At 34.3% G+C, this 19,264-nt stretch carries 17 protein-coding genes, 1 tRNA gene and 1 pseudogene; 13 read left to right on the forward strand and 6 right to left on the reverse strand.

Annotated elements, in window-relative coordinates:
* Window positions 1-263: 263 nt before the first annotated feature.
* The 4 genes from ACFIN0_RS03200 (at window position 264) to ACFIN0_RS03215 (ending at window position 3,203) form a co-directional block, all read left to right on the forward strand.
* Window positions 264-839 carry a cold-shock protein gene (locus tag ACFIN0_RS03200; RefSeq protein WP_375606891.1) on the forward strand — a complete coding sequence of 192 codons (576 nt, stop codon included), beginning with the start codon at window positions 264-266 and terminating at the stop codon, window positions 837-839.
* 260 nt (window positions 840-1,099) lie between these two features.
* Window positions 1,100-1,612: a DUF192 domain-containing protein gene (locus ACFIN0_RS03205; protein WP_375614117.1), complete on the forward strand. Its 513-nt coding sequence runs from the start codon at window positions 1,100-1,102 to the stop codon at window positions 1,610-1,612.
* A complete protein-coding gene (locus ACFIN0_RS03210; RefSeq protein WP_375606889.1) occupies window positions 1,609-2,382 on the forward strand; it encodes an alpha/beta fold hydrolase in 774 nt (257 codons plus the stop codon). Before ACFIN0_RS03205 ends, ACFIN0_RS03210 begins: the two co-directional genes overlap by 4 nt.
* Window positions 2,383-2,990: 608 nt before the next feature.
* Window positions 2,991-3,203 (forward strand): DUF3126 family protein, encoded by a 213-nt coding sequence (locus tag ACFIN0_RS03215; protein WP_375606888.1) that lies wholly within the window; start codon window positions 2,991-2,993, stop codon window positions 3,201-3,203.
* A gap of 45 nt (window positions 3,204-3,248) precedes the next feature.
* On the opposite strand, the gene radC is transcribed toward ACFIN0_RS03215, so the two are convergent.
* From radC to sfsA, 3 genes are read right to left on the reverse strand one after another with little or no spacing between them, the layout of a single operon-like run.
* Entirely contained in the window at window positions 3,249-4,043 is a 795-nt protein-coding gene (gene radC, locus ACFIN0_RS03220) for a DNA repair protein RadC (RefSeq protein WP_375606887.1), read from the reverse strand.
* A 17-nt stretch (window positions 4,044-4,060) separates the two neighbouring features.
* A complete protein-coding gene (gene map, locus ACFIN0_RS03225; RefSeq protein ID WP_375606886.1) occupies window positions 4,061-4,891 on the reverse strand; it encodes a type I methionyl aminopeptidase in 831 nt (276 codons plus the stop codon).
* Window positions 4,884-5,600 (reverse strand): DNA/RNA nuclease SfsA, encoded by a 717-nt coding sequence (gene sfsA, locus ACFIN0_RS03230; RefSeq protein ID WP_375701912.1) that lies wholly within the window; start codon window positions 5,598-5,600, stop codon window positions 4,884-4,886. Before sfsA ends, map begins: the two co-directional genes overlap by 8 nt.
* 249 nt (window positions 5,601-5,849) lie before the next feature.
* On the opposite strand from sfsA, the gene ACFIN0_RS03235 reads away from it, so the two are divergent.
* The 4 genes from ACFIN0_RS03235 (at window position 5,850) to ttcA (ending at window position 9,435) form a co-directional block, all read left to right on the forward strand.
* Window positions 5,850-6,686: an RNA methyltransferase gene (locus tag ACFIN0_RS03235; RefSeq protein ID WP_375606884.1), complete on the forward strand. Its 837-nt coding sequence runs from the start codon at window positions 5,850-5,852 to the stop codon at window positions 6,684-6,686.
* Complete coding sequence (gene murI, locus ACFIN0_RS03240) at window positions 6,679-7,506, forward strand: glutamate racemase (RefSeq protein ID WP_375606883.1); 828 nt, start codon at window positions 6,679-6,681, stop codon at window positions 7,504-7,506. The genes ACFIN0_RS03235 and murI overlap by 8 nt, the downstream gene beginning before the upstream one ends.
* Before the next feature lie 170 nt (window positions 7,507-7,676).
* Window positions 7,677-8,294, forward strand: coding sequence for a 30S ribosomal protein S4 (gene rpsD / locus ACFIN0_RS03245; RefSeq protein ID WP_375606882.1), 618 nt, complete (start codon window positions 7,677-7,679; stop codon window positions 8,292-8,294).
* 265 nt (window positions 8,295-8,559) lie between these two features.
* Window positions 8,560-9,435 (forward strand): tRNA 2-thiocytidine(32) synthetase TtcA, encoded by an 876-nt coding sequence (ttcA, locus tag ACFIN0_RS03250; protein WP_375610372.1) that lies wholly within the window; start codon window positions 8,560-8,562, stop codon window positions 9,433-9,435.
* Window positions 9,436-9,973: 538 nt separating this feature from the next.
* On the opposite strand, the gene rimO is transcribed toward ttcA, so the two are convergent.
* A complete protein-coding gene (gene rimO, locus ACFIN0_RS03255; RefSeq protein ID WP_375610371.1) occupies window positions 9,974-11,287 on the reverse strand; it encodes a 30S ribosomal protein S12 methylthiotransferase RimO in 1,314 nt (437 codons plus the stop codon).
* A gap of 498 nt (window positions 11,288-11,785) precedes the next feature.
* Complete coding sequence (lexA, locus tag ACFIN0_RS03260; protein WP_375606879.1) at window positions 11,786-12,490, reverse strand: transcriptional repressor LexA; 705 nt, start codon at window positions 12,488-12,490, stop codon at window positions 11,786-11,788.
* Window positions 12,491-13,742: 1,252 nt separating this feature from the next.
* Between lexA and ACFIN0_RS03265 the strand changes: the two genes are divergently transcribed.
* Window positions 13,743-13,818, forward strand: a tRNA-Lys gene (locus ACFIN0_RS03265).
* Window positions 13,819-13,904: 86 nt separating this feature from the next.
* On the opposite strand, the pseudogene ACFIN0_RS03270 reads toward ACFIN0_RS03265, so the two are convergent.
* Window positions 13,905-14,082: pseudogene (locus ACFIN0_RS03270) on the reverse strand (integrase); the annotation flags it as partial.
* A gap of 286 nt (window positions 14,083-14,368) precedes the next feature.
* Here ACFIN0_RS03270 and ACFIN0_RS03275 point away from each other — a divergent pair.
* The 4 genes from ACFIN0_RS03275 to ACFIN0_RS03290 all read left to right on the forward strand — a co-directional run bounded on the left by ACFIN0_RS03275 (window position 14,369) and on the right by ACFIN0_RS03290 (window position 19,234).
* A complete protein-coding gene (locus ACFIN0_RS03275) occupies window positions 14,369-15,268 on the forward strand; it encodes a septal ring lytic transglycosylase RlpA family protein (protein WP_375610370.1) in 900 nt (299 codons plus the stop codon).
* 1,089 nt (window positions 15,269-16,357) lie between these two features.
* Window positions 16,358-17,521, forward strand: coding sequence for a D-alanyl-D-alanine carboxypeptidase family protein (locus ACFIN0_RS03280; protein ID WP_375610369.1), 1,164 nt, complete (start codon window positions 16,358-16,360; stop codon window positions 17,519-17,521).
* Between the two features lie 28 nt (window positions 17,522-17,549).
* Window positions 17,550-18,194, forward strand: a complete 645-nt coding sequence (gene tmk / locus ACFIN0_RS03285; RefSeq protein ID WP_375610368.1) for a dTMP kinase — start codon at window positions 17,550-17,552, stop codon at window positions 18,192-18,194.
* Window positions 18,191-19,234: a DNA polymerase III subunit delta' gene (locus ACFIN0_RS03290; protein WP_375701913.1), complete on the forward strand. Its 1,044-nt coding sequence runs from the start codon at window positions 18,191-18,193 to the stop codon at window positions 19,232-19,234. Before tmk ends, ACFIN0_RS03290 begins: the two co-directional genes overlap by 4 nt.
* Window positions 19,235-19,264: the final 30 nt, after the last annotated feature.

Below are 19,264 nucleotides of genomic sequence, written 5' to 3' on the forward strand. Positions count from 1 at the left end.
GTTACGCATTAATGAAAATATCATTATGTAAAAAAACCTTTTATATGATCTCTTTTGTAGGGCATTCTTTGTAAGATATATAAAGCGTACAATCAAATAGTTTTATAAATATTCATGTTGATATTCGCTGATGTTAACATAGAAGATACGACAATATGGGGAAATCTTATCTTGGGACTTGCGTGTTGGTACAAGAGCAATGTTTACTTAAAATTTGAGAATCAATATCGTACAATTTATAAAAGCTACAGGATCACGTTATTATGACGAGTAAGGATGCATTAAAGGATTGTTCCCTATCTGAGGAGAGTATAGGTGCTTGTGGAGAGATTATTGAAATAAGTGGTGTCATTAAGTGGTTTGATGGTAGTAAGGGGTATGGATTTATTGTACCTGATTTACCTCATTTTCCCGATATATTATTGCATGTTACAGTAATGCGACGGGATGGTTTTCAAACAGCGATGGAAGGAGCTAAAGTTATTTGTGCTGTGGAAAAAACTGAACGAGGATTAAAGTGCGTTCAGGTGAAATCCATAGATTGTTCTTCAGCTGTTCACCCATCAGAAGTTCCAGCCCGTACCCATGTTGTTGTGACTCCAGAAAGTGGCCTAGAACGTGCAATTGTTAAATGGTTTAATCGTGATAAAGGTTTCGGTTTTCTTAGCCGTGGACAAGGAACAGAAGATATTTTTATTCATATGGAGACGTTGCGCCGTTTTGGTTTAGCAGAGCTTCGTTCGGGCCAAGTTGTTCTTGTGCGTTTTGGAAAAGGGGAAAAAGGTTTAATGACAGCAGAAATTTATCCAGATATAGGTATTCCTTTTTCTACGCATTAAATTATTGTGCATTGAATTTCACTAGTAAAATCAGTATGTTTTTTGTGTTTTTTAAAGGTGATTATTGCATAAAAAGCTAGAGAGGTAAATATATTTCAAGAAAATATGACTCTCGTGAATCGATAAACCAAATGGAAGAATTGCGCCTATTGTGTTGAGAAAAAATAGAAAAAACAATGAAACAGCTCTCTTTTTTTTGATTTTTTAGCACTTTTTATTTTAGAAACAAAGTTTGAAATTTTTCTGTGGTGTAGACAAGAATGTTAAAGCCTTTTAAAAAAGAGCATATCATTTTATTGGCGATACTTTTTATGTTAAACGTGCATGTTGTTTTAGCAAAGAAGCCCATAGAGATTCCCGTTCATCCAATTCCTTTAGAAATACATACAAAGCAAGGTGCGATTTATTATAAGGTAGAGCTTGCTTTTACACCATCTCAAGCAGCAGCTGGTTTAATGTATCGGACTGATTTTCCACGCGATCGTGCAATGCTCTTTAAGCAGCAAAAAGGTTATCTATCGGGAGATGAGCAGAAGTTTTTTATGTGGATGGCAAATACACCTTTACCTTTAGATATGATTTTTTTAAACTCTGAGGGAATTATTGTATCGATTATTGAAAATACTTCTCCATTTTCAACAAACACTATTTCCTCAGGAGTTCCTGCAGCTTTTGCACTTGAAATTAATGCTGGTGAAGTTTCTGAAAAACAGATACAAAAAGGGCAACGTGTTATTCATCCTGTACTTTGTGGAAAGTGCAATAAAAAATGACCGCTGAAGATATTCGTTTTTTTGAATATGATGGTTTGCGATTTGCTTATCGAGAAGAAGGGCAAGGCGCTCCTGTTTTGTTGATTCATGGTTTTGGATCTTCTGCACGGGTGAATTGGTATGCGACAGGTTGGTTTCGTATTCTCACGGAAGCAGGATATCGTGTTATTGCTCTTGATAATCGCGGTCACGGAGATTCAGTTAAAAGTTATGATCCTGCTTTTTATACACCTCAAGCTATGGCTGGTGATGCGATAAAGTTACTACAGCATTTAGAGTTATCTAAAGCCCATGTTATGGGATATTCTATGGGAGCTCGTATTAGTGCTTTTATGGCTCTTTTGCATCCAACATATGTGAACAGCGTTATTTTTGGTGGTTTAGGTATTGGTATGGTAACGGGAGCAGGAAATTGGGAGCCTGTGGCTGAAGCTCTTTTAGCGGAAGATATTTCTACCATTACCAATACGCGCGGTTTAATGTTCCGTAAATTTGCTGATCAAACGAAAAGCGATAGACGTGCTCTGGCTGCTTGTATTATCACATCAAAACAGGAGTTAACGGCATCTGAAATTTACAAAATCGAACAACCTGCACTTGTTGCCGTTGGTTCATTAGATGAAATTGGTGGCGCTGCAGAACCATTAGCAGCTTTGTTGCCTTGTGGTGAAGCTTTATCAATTCCTGGTCGTGATCATATGCTTGCTGTAGGCGATAAAGTTTATAAAAAAGGAGTTATCGATTTTCTTTCTCGTTATCCTATAAAATAGGCATTCTTCATAGGTTTTAGTATTTACAAAAATACCTAATATTCTTCTATATAAACTGAAAGCTTATTTAAAAATTTCCCATTATGAAATGAATTCTTATAAAAATGGAGAGAAAAATGAACTCTTATTAGCTTATTTTGTATATTTTTTAGAGATGTAATTCTTCTAAGGTTAGACAATATCTACTTTAAAAAGTCGTTAAAAAGAATTATTTTTTAATGATATAATAATGTTTTTTGCTAAAAACTGTAGCTTTAAATAAAAAAGTTTTGTTCTTTGAATTTTTTATAGAAGGAACAAAACTATAAATGGTTGATCAATTTTTCTCCCGAATAGGAATCTGTAAATGCAGATGCTAAAATTAGAAATAAAGTAAAATTATTAAAAATATACAATTTTCTGCCGTTTTTTAATTTATACGGGTATATTTAATAATGAGGATTCCTTTTGTAGAAGTTTTTTATGAATGTATAAAAAGCAGTGTAAATATATGTAATATTAAGTGAATATTCAGATTAAGCTTTTTTACTAACTTTATAGAATCATAGGTGTGTCTTATTTGCATGACACGCAATTGTTTTAATTGTCTCAAAAAATAGGAGAGTATAGTGAATGCTGATGAAATAAAAAAACTTAATAATTATTTAAAAAATATATTCCAAAACTCAGCATTGCACGTCAAAGCACGGCCTAAGAAAGATGATTCTTGTGAGGTTTATATGGGGGATGAGTTTTTAGGTATTATTTATCGAGATGAAGATGAAGATGAGCTGTCCTATAATTTTTCAATGGCTATATTAGATATTGATTTAGAAAATTGATTCGTTATTCATTGTTGAATGAAGCCTTTTTTCATCCTATAAGGTTTATATAAGCTTTAATGCTTTAAAGCTCGTGTGGTTATTTCGTGCGATAATAAGGTGATCGTGGATAGTAATGCCTAATGCATTTGCTGCGTCTTTTAATCTGTATGTCATTGTTATATCTGCGTCAGATGGTGTGGAATCGCCAGAAGGGTGATTGTGGACTAAAATCAGTCCTGATGCGGATAACTCTAAAGCTCGAGAAATAACTTCACGAGGATAAACAGGAGTATGATCAATAGTTCCAGTTTGTTGCACCTCATCAGCAAGTAAGCCGTTTTTCTTATCAAGAAATAAAATACGAAATTGTTCACGGGTTTCGTGAGCCATAACAGCTTTACAATAAGCTAACACTTTATCCCATGATGAAAAAATATCGCGTTTAAATAATTGTGCACGAGCAAGACGTCCAGCAACATCTGAGATAATTTTTAAATCAATTGCAGTTGCGGGACCACATCCTTGAACTTCTTGAAGCCGGTGAATATCAGCTCCCAATACATCAGCTAATGAACCAAAACGTGCTATCAAATTTTTAGCTATGGGTTTTGTATTTGCGCGGGGGATTGTGCGAAAAAGCAATAATTCAAGATATTCATAATCTTCAATTGCATTTCCTTTTGACTTTAAATAGCGTTTCCGAAGACGTTCACGATGTCCTTGATAATGTTTATGAAGCTGTGTGTTTTTCTCAGGCTCTTTACTTTTTCTTTCAGATACTGGGATGAGTGGAAAACTTGATGTTAATGCAAAGTGATTACTTTGAATATCTTCCTTTTGATTTAATTTTTTAGCCATAACATCTCTACAGTGCATTAGGTATACGAATTGGGAATATAAAAAATATTTTTAGGAGATTGTGTAAATATTTCACACCCCTCATTTGTGACACCAATTGTATGTTCATATTGTGCTGTCAAAGAGCGGTCGCGGGTAACGGCAGTCCAACCATCAGATAAAATCTTAACTTGTGGCTTACCAAGGTTAATCATAGGCTCAATTGTAAACATCATACCTTGTTTTAATTCGACTCCTTCTCCAGGGTTTCCATAATGGAGGATATTGGGTGCATCATGAAAAAGCTGACCGATACCATGTCCGCAAAAATCTCTCACAATTGAGCACCGTTCAGATTCTGCATACTGTTGAATAGCAGCACCAATATCACCTGTGGTTGCTCCAGGCTTAACAACAGCAATTCCTTTCATAAGACTTTCATAGGTTATTTGTAAAAGGCGTTCTGCAGCACGTCTGATTTTTCCAACAGGATACATTCGACTTGAATCTCCATGCCAACCATCAAGGATAAAGGTTACATCAACATTCACAATATCGCCTTCTTGCAAGGGTCTTTTATTGGGAATACCATGACAAACAACGTGATTGATGGATGTACAGCATGAATGGCTGTATCCATGATAATTTAAATCAGCAGGAAGAGCTCCTCGCTTAGCACCAAAAATGAATACAAAATCATCAATTTCTTGCGTAGTAACGCCTGGCTTAATAATATCCGTAAGCGCATCAAGGCATTCTGCAGCAATACGACCAACTTCACGCATTTTCGCAAAAGCATAATCATCAAAAATGCGGATTTTTCCATTAAATTTTAAAGGTATTTCATTATATTCAATATACTCAGTCATTGTTTCTTCTGTTTTCTATTTTTACTCTCTGAATCGGAAAAATGCCTTCTACACTTACATGACACTTTACAGCATAACATTCTACTCCTGATTTTAATGCTAAATCAAACTTACGTCCATAGAGTGGATCAAGATCATGACAAATTGTAAAAGCTGAGCAATCTTCTCGTTGAATAATATAAAGCATAGCTGCTCGTTTTCCTTGTTGTACAACCCCTATAAGTTCTTCAAGGTGACGTGCACCACGTTTTGTTTCTGTATCAGGAAATTCTGCTAATCCTTTTTGACGAATAAAATGAACATTTTTAACTTCTAGGTAACAATCAGGAAGAATGTCATCACGTAAAAGAAAGTCAATTCGTGATTGTGTCCCATAGCGTTGTTCTTTTAAGATTGTTTTATACCCACTTAATTCTGGTAGTAATTCGTTTTGAATTGCTTCTAGTGCAAGTTTATTGGGTAAAGTGGTATTAATGCCAACCAAAGTATTATCGGTTTCAACAATTTCTAATTGATAGGCATATTTTCGCTTGGTGTTGTTATGATATGAAAGCCAAATATTGGAGTTGGAAGCTGTTAATCCAAGCATTGATCCTGTATTAGGGACCGACACGGTGAAAACATGTTGATCATCTTGTTTAACATCCGCAAGAAAACGTTTATAACGACGGATAAGCTTTGCAGGAAAAAGTTTGGGAATAAAATACATATTCCTTTTTTAGGATTTATGATTTCATAATTCAACTGAGATTATGACTGGTAGGAGTTGTCACCTACTAAACAAGATAAAATTAATGTAAAAAATGTTACGATATCCTATATAAATTGTATAAACTCCATAGTCTACTTTGAATGGCTTTTAAAATTTATTATTAACAAGCATTGGTGTACTTTGAAGAAGATTGCGTTTAAAAAAACAGCGAATGGAGCATAAATTAAGTGAAATTAGGGAGTATTGATGGCAGGAACGAATAAGAATCGTGAAAATTTAACAAATGGTCCCGTTATTATTTTAGTTGAACCGCAGCTTCCTGAAAATATTGGTATGGTCGCAAGGGCAATGGCAAATTTTGGGCTTTCTAAGCTTCGATTAGTCAATCCTCGAGAAATGTTTCCAAATGAAAAAGCTAGAGCTGCTGCAAGTAAAGCTGATCATGTCATTAACAACGCTGTGATTTTTGACACATTGCGTGATTCAATTGCAGATTTACACTATGTTTTTGCCACAACAGCGCGTGAAAGATGTGGATTTAAAACTGTAAAAAGTGCTGTCGAAGCAGCAAGCGTATTACGTCAGCGTGAAAGTATCGGACATAAGACAGGTATTGTCTTTGGAAGAGAGAGATGGGGACTAGAAAATGATGAAATCAGCCTTGTTGATGAAATCATCACTTTTCCAGTTAATCCTGCTTTTGCATCTCTCAATATTGCGCAAGCTGTTCTTTTAATGTCTTACGAATGGATGAAAACAGGTCTAGAGAATGTCAGCGATACGGCATTTCGTGCCGCAGAGATGGAACCTGCAAATAAAACAATATTTCATGGTTTTTTATCTCAGTTAGAAGAGGCTTTGGATATTCGTGGATATTTTAGACCCCCAGAACGCAAAGAAGTGATGCTTGCAAATTTACGCTCTGTTTTTACGCGTGCTAACTTTAGTGAACCTGAGGTTCGTTTATTGCGGGGCGTTATATCTTCACTGGATTATTTTTCACCACAATATCCACGGGGAAGTGGAGCACCTAAAGAGCGCGACCGTAAAAAATTACAAACAAGTGTGAAAACTGATGGATGAACAGCCTGTTCTTTTTTTTGATAGTGGTATTGGTGGTTTAACTGTCTTAAGGGAAGTGCGTGTTCTTATCCCTGAAAGGCAATTTATTTATGTGGCTGATGATGCGGGATTCCCTTATGGCAATTGGGAAGAAAATGTTTTGAAAGACCATATTTTAAAGATTTTTACAAATCTTTTAACACGTTATAATCCCGCCTTATGTGTCATTGCTTGCAATACTGTTTCTACACTGATGATGGCAGATTTACGACAAAATTTTCCTCATGTTCCTTTTGTAGGAACGGTTCCTGCAATTAAATTAGCTGCTGAACAGACGAAATCTGGTTTTATTTCCGTATTAGCAACCCCTGGAACAGTTAAACGTGCTTATACAAATGAATTAATCAACTCTTTTGCTGGACAGTGTCATGTTCAGCTTGTGGGAAGTGAAAAGCTTGCTGGATTTGCTGAAAATTATTTACGGGGAAAATCTATCGATTCGAAAGAGATAAAGAAAGAAATCCTTCCATGTTTTGTGGAAAAAAATGGCAAATATACTGATATTATTGTTTTAGCCTGCACACATTATCCTTTTTTGATTAGCTTCTTTCGTGAACAAGCTTTATGGTCCGTTAAATGGATTGATCCAGCAAAGGCTATCGCTAAACATACCAGATCATTATTGCCATTGTCGGAAAAAATACAGCAGCAACCTGTAAAGAAATATCAAGATTTTGTGTTGCTAACATCAAAAAAGGTCACTTCTTCAACGGAGCGTTTATTAAAAGGATTTGGCTTAAAACTCATGAAAAGAGTTGACTTTGGGATACGAGATCAATAAAACTGTTCCAGCTTTTTCTTTCAAGAAAATGGCATTAATTGACGTGTCCCGTGGATAACTTTGCATATTGATATGTTAAGGTATTCTGTCAGTCTTTAGTATTTAAAGGCAGAGGAGGGCGCGTTTCCTTGGGGTCTTAAGATCTCGTGTTTTATTTTAAAGGAAATGCGATGAGTAAACGCGAAACAACAAAGTATAAAATTGACCGTCGTATGGGAGAAAATATTTGGGGTCGTCCAAAATCTCCCGTCAATCGTCGTGATTATGGTCCAGGTCAGCATGGACAGCGTCGTAAAGGAAAACTTTCTGACTATGGGGTGCAGTTGCGCGCTAAACAAAAGCTGAAAGGGTTTTATGGAGATATTTCAGAAAAGCAATTTCATAAAACTTATGAAGAAGCCGCTCGTCGACGGGGGGATACTGGTGAAAATCTTATCGGTCTGTTAGAGTCACGTTTGGATGCTGTCGTCTATCGCGCAAAATTTGTACCTACAATTTTTGCTTCTCGTCAATTTATCAACCACGGTCATGTTAACGTAAATGGGCGGCGTACAAATATTCAATCTTATCGTTGTAAGCCTGGTGATGTTATTGAGGTTCGGGAAAAATCAAAACAACTTGTTTTAGTTTTAGAAGCAGTACAATTGGCAGAACGTGATGTCCCTGATTATATTGAAGCTGATCATAAACAGATGAAAGCAACCTTTACACGTATTCCTGCTTTTGCAGATGTTCCTTATGCTGTGCAAATGGAACCTAATTTGGTTGTTGAATTTTATTCTCGATAATTTTTTATGAGGAAACATGTTTTCCTCTTTCTGTGATTATAACTTCAAAATAGTGTGTTTTTTATAATCTTTGAAGTTAACAAGTGTTTTTTGTGAATGGTTCTATATTAAGTTTATTGCTATGTTTTAGAGCGATAAACTTATATAGTTCCATTTCTTTTTTATGTATCTAATTTTATAAATTCAAAAAACATAAATGTAAGTTTACTTTATATTTGTTTCTGTCTTTGCAAAACGAGCTATTACTTGTGCAGGATATGGTATTATGAATGATGTTTCAGTTGAATATCAGGCAATAAAAGAAAACGAAGAGAGAGATGATCTTTTGGAAAGAGAAGCAGATGAATGTCATCCAATATTTCGGGTTGCTCCTTCCAGCGTAGAATTTAATAAATTGCGCAAACGGCTTTTGCGTCATATGCGGCAGGCTTTGGATGATTTTTCTATGCTCTCTACGGGAAAAAAATGGCTTGTCGCTTTATCGGGTGGAAAAGACTCTTATGGTTTATTAGCGCTTCTTTTAGACTTAAAATGGCGTGGTCTTTTACCCATTGAAATTCTTGCTTGTAATCTTGATCAAGGACAACCAGGATTCCCGAAACATATTCTTCCAGACTTTTTAAGTTCTTATAAAATTCCCTATCGTATTGAATATCAGGATACTTATTCCATTGTTACAGATAAATTGGCAAAGACGCAGACATATTGTTCCCTTTGTTCTCGTTTACGACGAGGAAATCTCTATCGCATTGCACGTGAGGAGGGCTGTTCTGCATTAGTTTTAGGTCATCATCGTGATGATGTTTTGGAAACGTTTTTCATGAATTTGTTTCATGGTGGTCGATTAGCCGCTATGCCTGGAAAACTTAAAAATGATGAAGGTGATCTTTTTGTATTACGTCCTCTTGTCTATGCTGCTGAAGAAGATATGGAAAAATTTTCTCAAGCAATGCAATTCCCAATTATTCCTTGTAATCTTTGCGGCAGTCAAGATGGGTTACAACGTAATGCAATGAAAGAAATGCTGAAAAACATTGAAAAACAAATGCCAGGACGTAAAGATACGATGATTCGCGCTTTAACAAATGTGCGCCCAAGTCATTTGCTTGATAAGAAATTCTTTGATTTTAAAACGTGTTAATAAAAATTAGATATTAAAAAAATAAGTTTAAAGAGTTTAAGATAAGAGACTTATTTATAATGATAATTTATTTTTTTCATTTAAATATCGTCAGATTGTTTTGTTTCAAATTCTCTTATATTGCATCCATAAAAAACATCCGTTTGCATATCACAAAGGAAATTCTTGTGTGCATAAAACACTCTTGAAAAAAGTTTCCTTTCACTAACCAATGACTGTCGTAATATGAAAAATGAAAAAATAGTACGGCTGTCGATTTGCTCTTTTGTTAATTAAAAATGGGAAACCTTGTGGATTTTATTCTTTTGCGCCGCCGTCACCGTCATTTAAAGCTCATTTATAAGGTATTAAATTAAGAGAATATATAACTGCTTGGTATTTTGGGAGTATATAGCAAACATTCAGAGCAAAGATTGCTCGTAAATTCTCATGAAGTAAGCTATATAAGTGATCAAGTTCGACTGTGAGTAGCTGATCTTTTTATAAACCGATGCTAATAGAAATCTTCATCATTGAGGACAGGGAAGGAGTTAATTTTTTAAACTGCTATACCATAAAGGTCATAGGCATCCGATTGTTCGATTTTAACAGTGACAAATTCACCCACACGCAGTGGACGTCGTGATGATATATGGACAACACCATCTATTTCTGGAGCATCGTACTGACTACGTCCTTTGGCAACTTTTCCTTGACTTTCATCGATAAGTACTCGGAGTCTTTTTCCAATTTTTTTCTTTAAAAGATGTGTAGAAATTTGTTGTTGTTTTGCCATAAAACGATGCCAGCGGTTTTCTTTCACCTCTTCAGGAATATTTTTTAATCCCAAATCATTTGCGGCAGCTCCTTTTACTTCTTCATATTTAAAGCACCCAGCGCGTTCAATTTTTGCTTCTTCTAGCCATTCTAGAAGTATATTAAAATCTTCATTCGTTTCACCAGGAAAACCAACGATAAATGTTGATCGCAAAGTAAGATCTGGACATATTTTTCGCCATTTTTCAATTCTACGGTTTGTTTTTTCCATAAGTGCGGGACGCTTCATGTGACGCAAAACAGTCGGTGATGCATGCTGAAAAGGTATATCCAGATAAGGAAGAATTTTTTTTGCAGCCATAAGTTCGATAACTTCATCAACATGGGGATAAGGATAAACGTAATGCATACGTACCCAAATACCCATATCGCCTAGTTCGCGACAAAGATCAAAGAATTTGGTTTTGATTGTACGATCTTTCCAAGAATTTTCGAGATATTTAAGATCAACACCATAAGCACTCGTATCTTGTGAAATAACCAAAAGTTCTTTTACACCCGCTTGCACGAGTTTTTCAGCTTCACGAAGAACATCGCTGATGGGACGTGAAGTGAGATCACCACGCAAAGTAGGTATGATACAAAAACTACACCGATTAGAGCATCCTTCAGAAATCTTTAAGTAGGCATAATGGCGAGGAGTTAAACGAATACCTTGGGGAGGAACTAAATCAAGAAAAGGATCATGAACAGGAGGAATTGCTGTATGAACAGCTTCTATAACGCTTTCATAAGCTTGCGGTTTTGTAATAGCCAATACATTAGGATATGTTTGGCGAATAGCATCAGGATCAGCACCAAGACACCCTGTTACAATAACTTTTCCATTTTTTTTAAGAGCTTCATCAATATTGGCTAATGATTCTTTCCTTGCCGAGTCAAGAAAACCACAGGTATTCACAATAACGACATCAGCTCCTTGATGTTGACGTGAAATCTCATACCCTTCAGAGCGAAGGCGTGTAATAATTCGCTCAGAATCTACGAGTGCTTTTGGGCATCCGAGAGAGACAAAACTAATACGAGGTGCGACCATAATAATCCTATAATGACTATGAACAATTGAATGACTCTTTTATTGGCTTAAAAAGAAAAAATGTTTTTTATTTTTATACATATGCAATACAATCTGTTACAAATTTATTTGATTTTTTTCTACAATATTTTACGTGATTTTATACATGCATATGATTTTATCTTATTATACTGTAAAATACCATCGTTGAGAGCGATGATATAAAGCAAACTCCTTAAAACATTCAGTACTTTAGAGCGTGTAATGAATATTTCTAAGCTTACTTATCAAGCCTTGCGTAAGTGAAGCGCGTAAAAGGGAAGGGAAAAAAGAATTCATTCAACAAGAATCTGAATTATTCTCAGATCAGATTGGGGGAGGATGTCTTTTGAGGAGTGAGAAGAAAATCAATTTCTTGTGGCACAATATTAAAAATGTCCAACGGTTTTTTTTACTGTATTTTATTGGCGTATGTATAGCGTAATATAAAATGCGATTGTTATTTAATATTATTGTTATTTAATATTTACGAATAAGTCCAGTAAGCTTGCCTTGTATCTCTACACGCTCGGATTTGTATGTACGTACTTCATAGTGAGGATTCGCAGCTTCTAATGCAATAGAGGCTCCTTTGCGTCGATAACGTTTTAATGTTGCCTCTTTTTTATCAATAAACGCGACAATAATTTCACCTGATATTGCTGTATTTTGGCGTTTCACAATGATCGTATCTTTATCAAGGATACCAGCCTCCACCATAGAATTATCTTTAACTTCTAGTGCATAGTGCTCACCTGTATTAACCATATCGTGTGGAAGAGAAAGTGTGCTTGTTTGTTGCAGTATAGCAGAAGCAGGAACGCTCGCAGAAATGCGTCCCATAATGGGAATGGTGGTATTTTTTTTTTCTTCTACTTCAAAATTACTCAAGTTTTTTGATATTTCTCTTTTATTTTTTTCTATCATACTGGGAGAAATCTTACGTGCTAAAGAAAGGTTGAATGTTATTTTCTCAGGGAGTCGAATCACCTCCATTGCACGCGCACGATTGGGCAAACGACGTATAAAACCTCTTTGTTCTAAAGCTATAATAAGCTTATGAATACCAGACTTTGAAGAAAGCTCTAATGCATTTTTCATTTCTTCAAAAGAAGGAGAAACCCCTGTTTCTTTTATATGATTGTGAATAAACAAGAGTAACTCATATTGTTTACATGTCAGCATTCAATGTTCCAATCAAAATAATAAAAAGGAATAAAGTAAAAATACGTGTATACATAATAATTATACAAGTTTTTTTCGCTAAATCAAAATTATTTGCTTTATTTTTGATCTTAATAAGTGAATTTAATAAGTTAATATGTTTATTTATATTTAATGTATTATAAATATAAAATTATTTCTTTAATAACATTATTAAAACATTATTTATATATTATATAAATACATTAATATTACATCATATATAAAAATATTTTATAGCTCTGAAATAAACTGAATTATCCAACACTAAATTTTGTAACTAGTATTATCCTTTTCTTCTAAAAATATATCTACGTATTTTGTAATTTTTGATATAAAAAAGTTAACTAGAAGGCATTCTATATATTCAGAACACTTAAAATCATTTTGCATACTGTATATTATTTCTGCTTTTTTATTCTTAGTAAAATTATCTACAGCTTCAATAGTGAGCATAATTTATAGTCATTCAGGATATTTTCAATGAGACTAAATTTTTGCTTCATATCTACTTTATTCTATAGGATAAATTGGCTTTCGTTATATATTCATTATACATGAATAAAAATCATACTCTCAAAGCCATTGTTGCTCATTGTTCCATTTTCAAGTTTAACGTGTCAACCGCTATATACTATTTTCATGAACCCTAATGTTTCGATAATTTTTAGTTATTGAAAGAAGGCATAAGTATCATTTTCATTTCTTTTTTTATATAGTTTTATTCCCTCACTTTTATTGGTCGAGCAAATGCTTTTTATTGTTTCAATATAAAAAAGATTTGAAATGAGAAAAACTTACAGTATTTGAGAATTTTTACTCAAGTAAAAAATGATAAATTATTATAAATCAATATATTATCTTATAAATCTGTATTCATATTTGAAAATTGAACACTAAAATATAAAAATAATATTATAATAAAAGGTATTTTTCTTCTCTACCCATTATGCTCAACAACCCATGTGAGGGGAAGGGGGGATTTCTCATAATTTTAACGCTTCGAATCTATGCAATATTTTGCAGTGAAATTTTTCCTTTATTGAAACTTCAAAAAGAAGATTAAAAAGTACTTATACAATGATGAAGTAAAGGAGCGAAAACGGAAAATTATTGATAACTGCAGAAAATAATAATATTTTTTCCAAAAGGTGTTGACCAAATGGAAAGTCAACCGTATGTTCCCTTCACTTTCTGCAAACTACATAGTATGCAAACTAGATAGCTTGTGTGGGAGCGCGTAGCTCAGCTGGTAGAGCAACTGACTTTTAATCAGTAGGTCCAGGGTTCGAATCCCTGCGCGCTCACCAAATTTAAGTAATATCAATAGGCTATAAAAAATTTAAGAATCTTTTTTGTTTTGATTCTTTTTGAAGTTTTTTGATTCTATAGTCTGTCATTTTCTATCAGCTGTTTTGGAATAGAGCGATGCTATGCTGTCTCCTTCCCAACAAAAAAGAGCTTTAAGCTTACGGATAGGGTTGTACCTGCGTTGGCAGCACATGTAGTTTCTAATTTTCTCAATCCATAGGTAGTTTTTTAATACTCAATACATTACATGATTCGCAAAACAGTTGCTAAAATCACCACTTATTCACACTTTAATATTATGAAATGAATTTTCTATAAGATGTTGATTCATTTAACTTTTAATCTTTTTAACATCTACTATAGTACATTTATTTCGTATGAAAACCATAAAAAAGTTAACAATACGTTAATTTCTTGGTAAAAGAAGCCAATTTAAGAGTGGTATATACGCGAGGGGAATCATTAAAAAACGTAAATTCTTCCGTTGCGTACAAAAAGCGTGATGTGGTTTTTACAGTATTACTTAACAGAAATAAGTGGACTGAATAGATGCCTTCAAATAGAAAAAAGAAAATTACTTTTATGATTAAACCAACACTTCAATTGTTTTCTATGATTGTCATTTCTCAGTCACTGGTATCTTGTTGCGCAAGCCAAACTATGAATTTTTCAATAAAAGATTCCTATCATAATAAACCAATTAACGTAAACACTTCTGTACTACCTCAACAAGTATCCAATAAGAAGAATCAATCGGAAGAAAAAAAGCGTGGACGAGCGATTGTTGGTAAACCTTATCAAATAAAAGGAAAGTGGTATTATCCTCAAAGTGATCCAACTTATAAACGTGTTGGCGAAGCATCATGGTATGGTTCAGATTTTCATGGACGTTTAACTGCCAACGGTGAAATTTATGACATGAATCTTTTGACTGCTGCTCATCCTACAATGCCTTTACCTAGCTATGCTCGTGTTACTAATTTGAAAAATGGGTCTTCAATCGTTGTTAGAGTGAATGATCGCGGACCTTTTATGAAAGACAGAATCATTGATTTATCAAGGCAAGCTGCGGCAATATTGGGGTATGTAGATAGGGGGGTCGCAGATGTTAAAGTAGAATATATTGCTGAAGCACCTGTTGGCTATTATGATGCTGCATATTTAATGTCCTCTTATACTCCTGGAAATGCTGCCCCATATTCATTAGCGTCGGAAAATGTTGCGAAAAAAAGAGAAACTGTTTTGTTAAAAGAGCAGCGCAATACAAGGAACAAAAAAGAATTAGCTAAAGCAGCTGCTGTTGAACAAGAACAACGTAATAAAACTGTTGCAGTTAAATTGCCAGAAATTGGTCCTATCATGGTTGATAAGCCGATACCATTCGATCAAGTTGCTTCTATAAATAAGCTAAACAAAAAAACAAAGGTTAATTGGCTACAACTGTTTTAAGAAAAAATGCATTGATTTTTTATCTATATAATTTTCTAGTAAAAAAGGTAAGAAATTACGGATTTAGTGTAGGATTTTTATCTTAAAGCGCTTTGTCCTTTTCAAAAAGCGTGGTTGGGTTCTATTATTATAAATTCAGTACGGCCTTTCCACTCCATTGCTGGTCTATTCGTCGTTTTATGATATTGCTTGCTTAATAAAGCGTGTACTTTTCTTGCTGTAATAGCTTTTGCTAGACGAAGGTAAATTATTGTGTCAGTCTGTTTGTGTAATCTCTAAAACAACTTGTACAATCGATTTGAGAGGAATAAAAAGCTTAACAAGTAAAAAAATATTTTCTTTTGATTCGGCCTTGCATCTTTCTAAAGTATCTACGGTAATATCTTATGAAAAGATTATGCATTATCTCATGCTTTTGTTTATCATGTTCTTTAATGGAGTAAGTTCCCTCACGAAAAACAGAGCGTCTCAAACAAAATACACTTACATTGCCAATTCATGGACTTATTTAAAAGAGACATACTTTAACACGCTACAAGCCTATTTTGCGACAGCGCCTGTGAATGGTATAACTGTTAACGCCTTTAGACATCAGCATCTTTACTCTTATGAAGATATAAATCGACACCATCATACACTTTGCAAGTCCCCGATGTTTTGTGCGATAATTCTTAACACTTGAGAGGTTTATAAGAAGTATTTTTACTCTCTTTTTTAATAATTTTTATCCATATACGAACCCTACTTATGACCCGTAAGTAAGCGATTTTTAATGAATTCAATATGAGAAGAGGGGATGAAAGAATCTTACAGTATTTTGAGTTAGCTTCAATTTTAAAATGATAATTTATCATAACAAATCAAAATACTATCAATAAAAATAGGAAAAAATCTTTTGTCTCTCATACATTTAAAATGTTAAATTGAACCTACATGGAAGATAAAAAACGTGTCATATTATTTTTTCTAAAGCTAAATGAAAATAAAATCTTTTTATGAGTTGTAAATAATTCCTCAATTTTCAGAAATCAAAAAGTTTTTTCCTATATAAGATTCTTTATGTTGATCTTTGGGATGGGAGGAGCAGCTATGTATACAGCATTAAGGATCTTATTGATATTATGGGGAGTATTGGCATTTGATACGTGGGGGAGAGCACAAGATTTTCAAACTCCCGCATCACAACTGTTATTACTCGATGATGATACAGAGACAATACTTTATGAAAAACAAAGTGACACTCCTTTTTTTCCTGCTTCATTAGTAAAATTGATGACAGCAGAAGTTGTATTTCATCAATTAAAAAAAGGATTATTAAAAAGTACGCAGAAATTCAAGGTCAGTGAAAATGCTTGGCGCAAAGGTGGAGCACCTTCCGGTACAACCACTATGTTTGCAAAGATAAAGACAGAAATCAGTGTTTCTGATCTTTTACGTGGTTTAATTATTGTGAATGGAAATGATGCTGCTATTATTCTTGCTGAAGGAATATCAGGACATGAAGATCATTTTGTAAAACTGATGAATCAGCGCGCAAAAATAATTGGATTATCTCAGAGTCATTTTGTTAATGCTACAGGGCTACCCGAAGAGGGACAATTTGTAACTGTGCGTGATATGATTATATTAGCACGTCATATTGTTCAGGAATATCCGGATTATTATGCACTTTATTGTGAGCCTCATTTTACATGGAATAATATTTTTCAACGTAATAAAAACCCTCTTATTTCTAAGGAAATTGGTGTAGAAGGATTTGGTTTTGGCTACAGTGAAAAAGAAGGTTTTTCAATGGTTGCCACCATTTCTAAAAATCATCGACGTCTTTTTTTAGCAATCAATGGTTTGCAAGATGGTAAAAAATATACAAAAGAAATAGAACGCATTCTTCAATGGGGGATGACGGCATTTGATCTCAAAACAATTTTCACAAAAGAAGAAACGGTTGGTCGTGCTTCTGTTTACGGTGGTAAGAAAAATTTTGTTCCACTCATTGTTAAAACACCAATAAGTTTTATGCTTTCGAATGAAAAAAAAGTAAATGTTAAAGCAAAAATTAAATATCATGGTCCATTGAAAGCCCCCATCGTTTCTGGGCAATCAGTTGGTGTTATTCAAATTTTAGAAGATAAAAAGGTTCTTCTGGAAAAACCAGTTTTTGCCGGAATGAATATTCAGGAAGGAAGTTTCTTTGCAAAAGTAAAAAATGCATTCTATGAAATAACAATTGGATGGTTACGGAAATATTTGTAGTTACGCGCTAATAAGGTTAAGGTCATACGTGTCAGGTTATTTTATTACATTCGAAGGAGGGGAGGGGGTAGGAAAAACGGTGCAGATTTCTTTACTTGCTGAGTCTCTCTCTCACCAAGGTTATGATGTTGTTACAACACGAGAACCAGGAGGAACGCCAGGAGCAGAAGCAATCCGGCATATTTTGTTGTCGGGGCAGGCGCGACAGTATGGACCGTTGATTGAAGCTGTTTTGTTTACAGCTGCACGCGCTGACCATTTTCATGAAGTTATTGCACCTTCTTTGCAAAAAGGTAAAATCGTTTTATGTGACCGCTTTATTGATTCTACACGCGTTTATCAAGGACTCAATAATAGAGTCAGTTCTTCTCTTCTTTCTGTTTTAGAGTGTATTGCGCTCAATGGTATTTTGCCTCATTTAACATTTTTATTAGATATGCCAGCAATGTGTGGTATGAAGCGTGCAAATTTACGAAGAAAAAAAACAGAAGAAATTGATTATTTTGAAAAAGATCAGTTGGAAATTCAAGAACAAAGACGTCAGGCTTTTCTTCAATTGGCCAAACAAGAACCCCATAGATTTCGAGTCATTGATGCCACTGGCTCAGTGGAAGCCATTGCTCATCAAATAAAAAATATTTGTCATCAGCTATTGTTGGAACAGCTTTCATGAGTAATGTAAATACCTTACGCCAATATGATGATATTGATACAATTTTATCACCATCCCAGAACAATGTTCTCTTTGGTCATGAGGATGTTCGTCATTTTTTGACACAAATGCTTAAAGAAGAGCGTTTGCATCATGCATTATTATTTGAAGGAGAATATGGGATTGGAAAGGCTACATTAGCCTTTCATCTTGCTTGGAATATTTTAAGTTTTCAACAGAGTTCTTTCCTGAAACCCGATCCTTATTCTACCCCATGGCGCCAAATTACACAAGGAAGTCACCCTGGTCTTTTGTATATTTCACGTCGATTTGATGTGAAAACGCAAAAGTTTAAAACAGGAATACTCGTTGATGATATCCGTGATATTATGCATTTTTTAAGTCGAACATCGCAAGATAATGGATGGCGTATTGTTATTATTGATTCTGCAGATGATATGAATAGAAATGCAGCAAATGCAATTCTCAAAATACTTGAAGAACCACCTACAAAAACGTTATTTGTTATTATCGCACATTCTTCAGGAAAATTGCTTCCAACAATCCATTCACGGTGTCAAAAAATTTCTTTTCGTCCGTTGAATAACGATGAAATGAAAAAAGTTATTATACATATTTTCGCCGATCAGGATTTACCTGATGAAAAAACAATTGAAATGATTATTAAAAAATCTAAAGGAAGCCCTCGAAAAGCCGCTTTACTTATTTGCCATGGCGGTCTTGAAATTATTAAAGCAATTGATGCTCTCCTAGAGAAACCTGTTTGTAACGCAACGATTGTACATACTCTTGCACAAACATTTTCATCTGCTTCTTCTACATTCCAATTTCAACAATTTTGTGATGAAATTCTTAATAAAATTCAAAAAAAAGCTATTATGCTCGTTGAAAAGGGAGACTTATTTCTCTCAAAAAAATATGCGGGAAAATGGCAGGAGATTCATCAAGAAATAGAGGAAATACAACTGTTTAATCTCGATAAAAAGCAGTTTGTTATTAACTTACTTTTTAAAGTTCATAAGATCATTCATGAGAATTAGTTTTTCCGTGACAATGCGATGAACAAACGC

Source organism: Bartonella sp. AA89HNZF (assembly GCF_042196905.1).
GTDB lineage: Bacteria > Pseudomonadota > Alphaproteobacteria > Rhizobiales > Rhizobiaceae > Bartonella.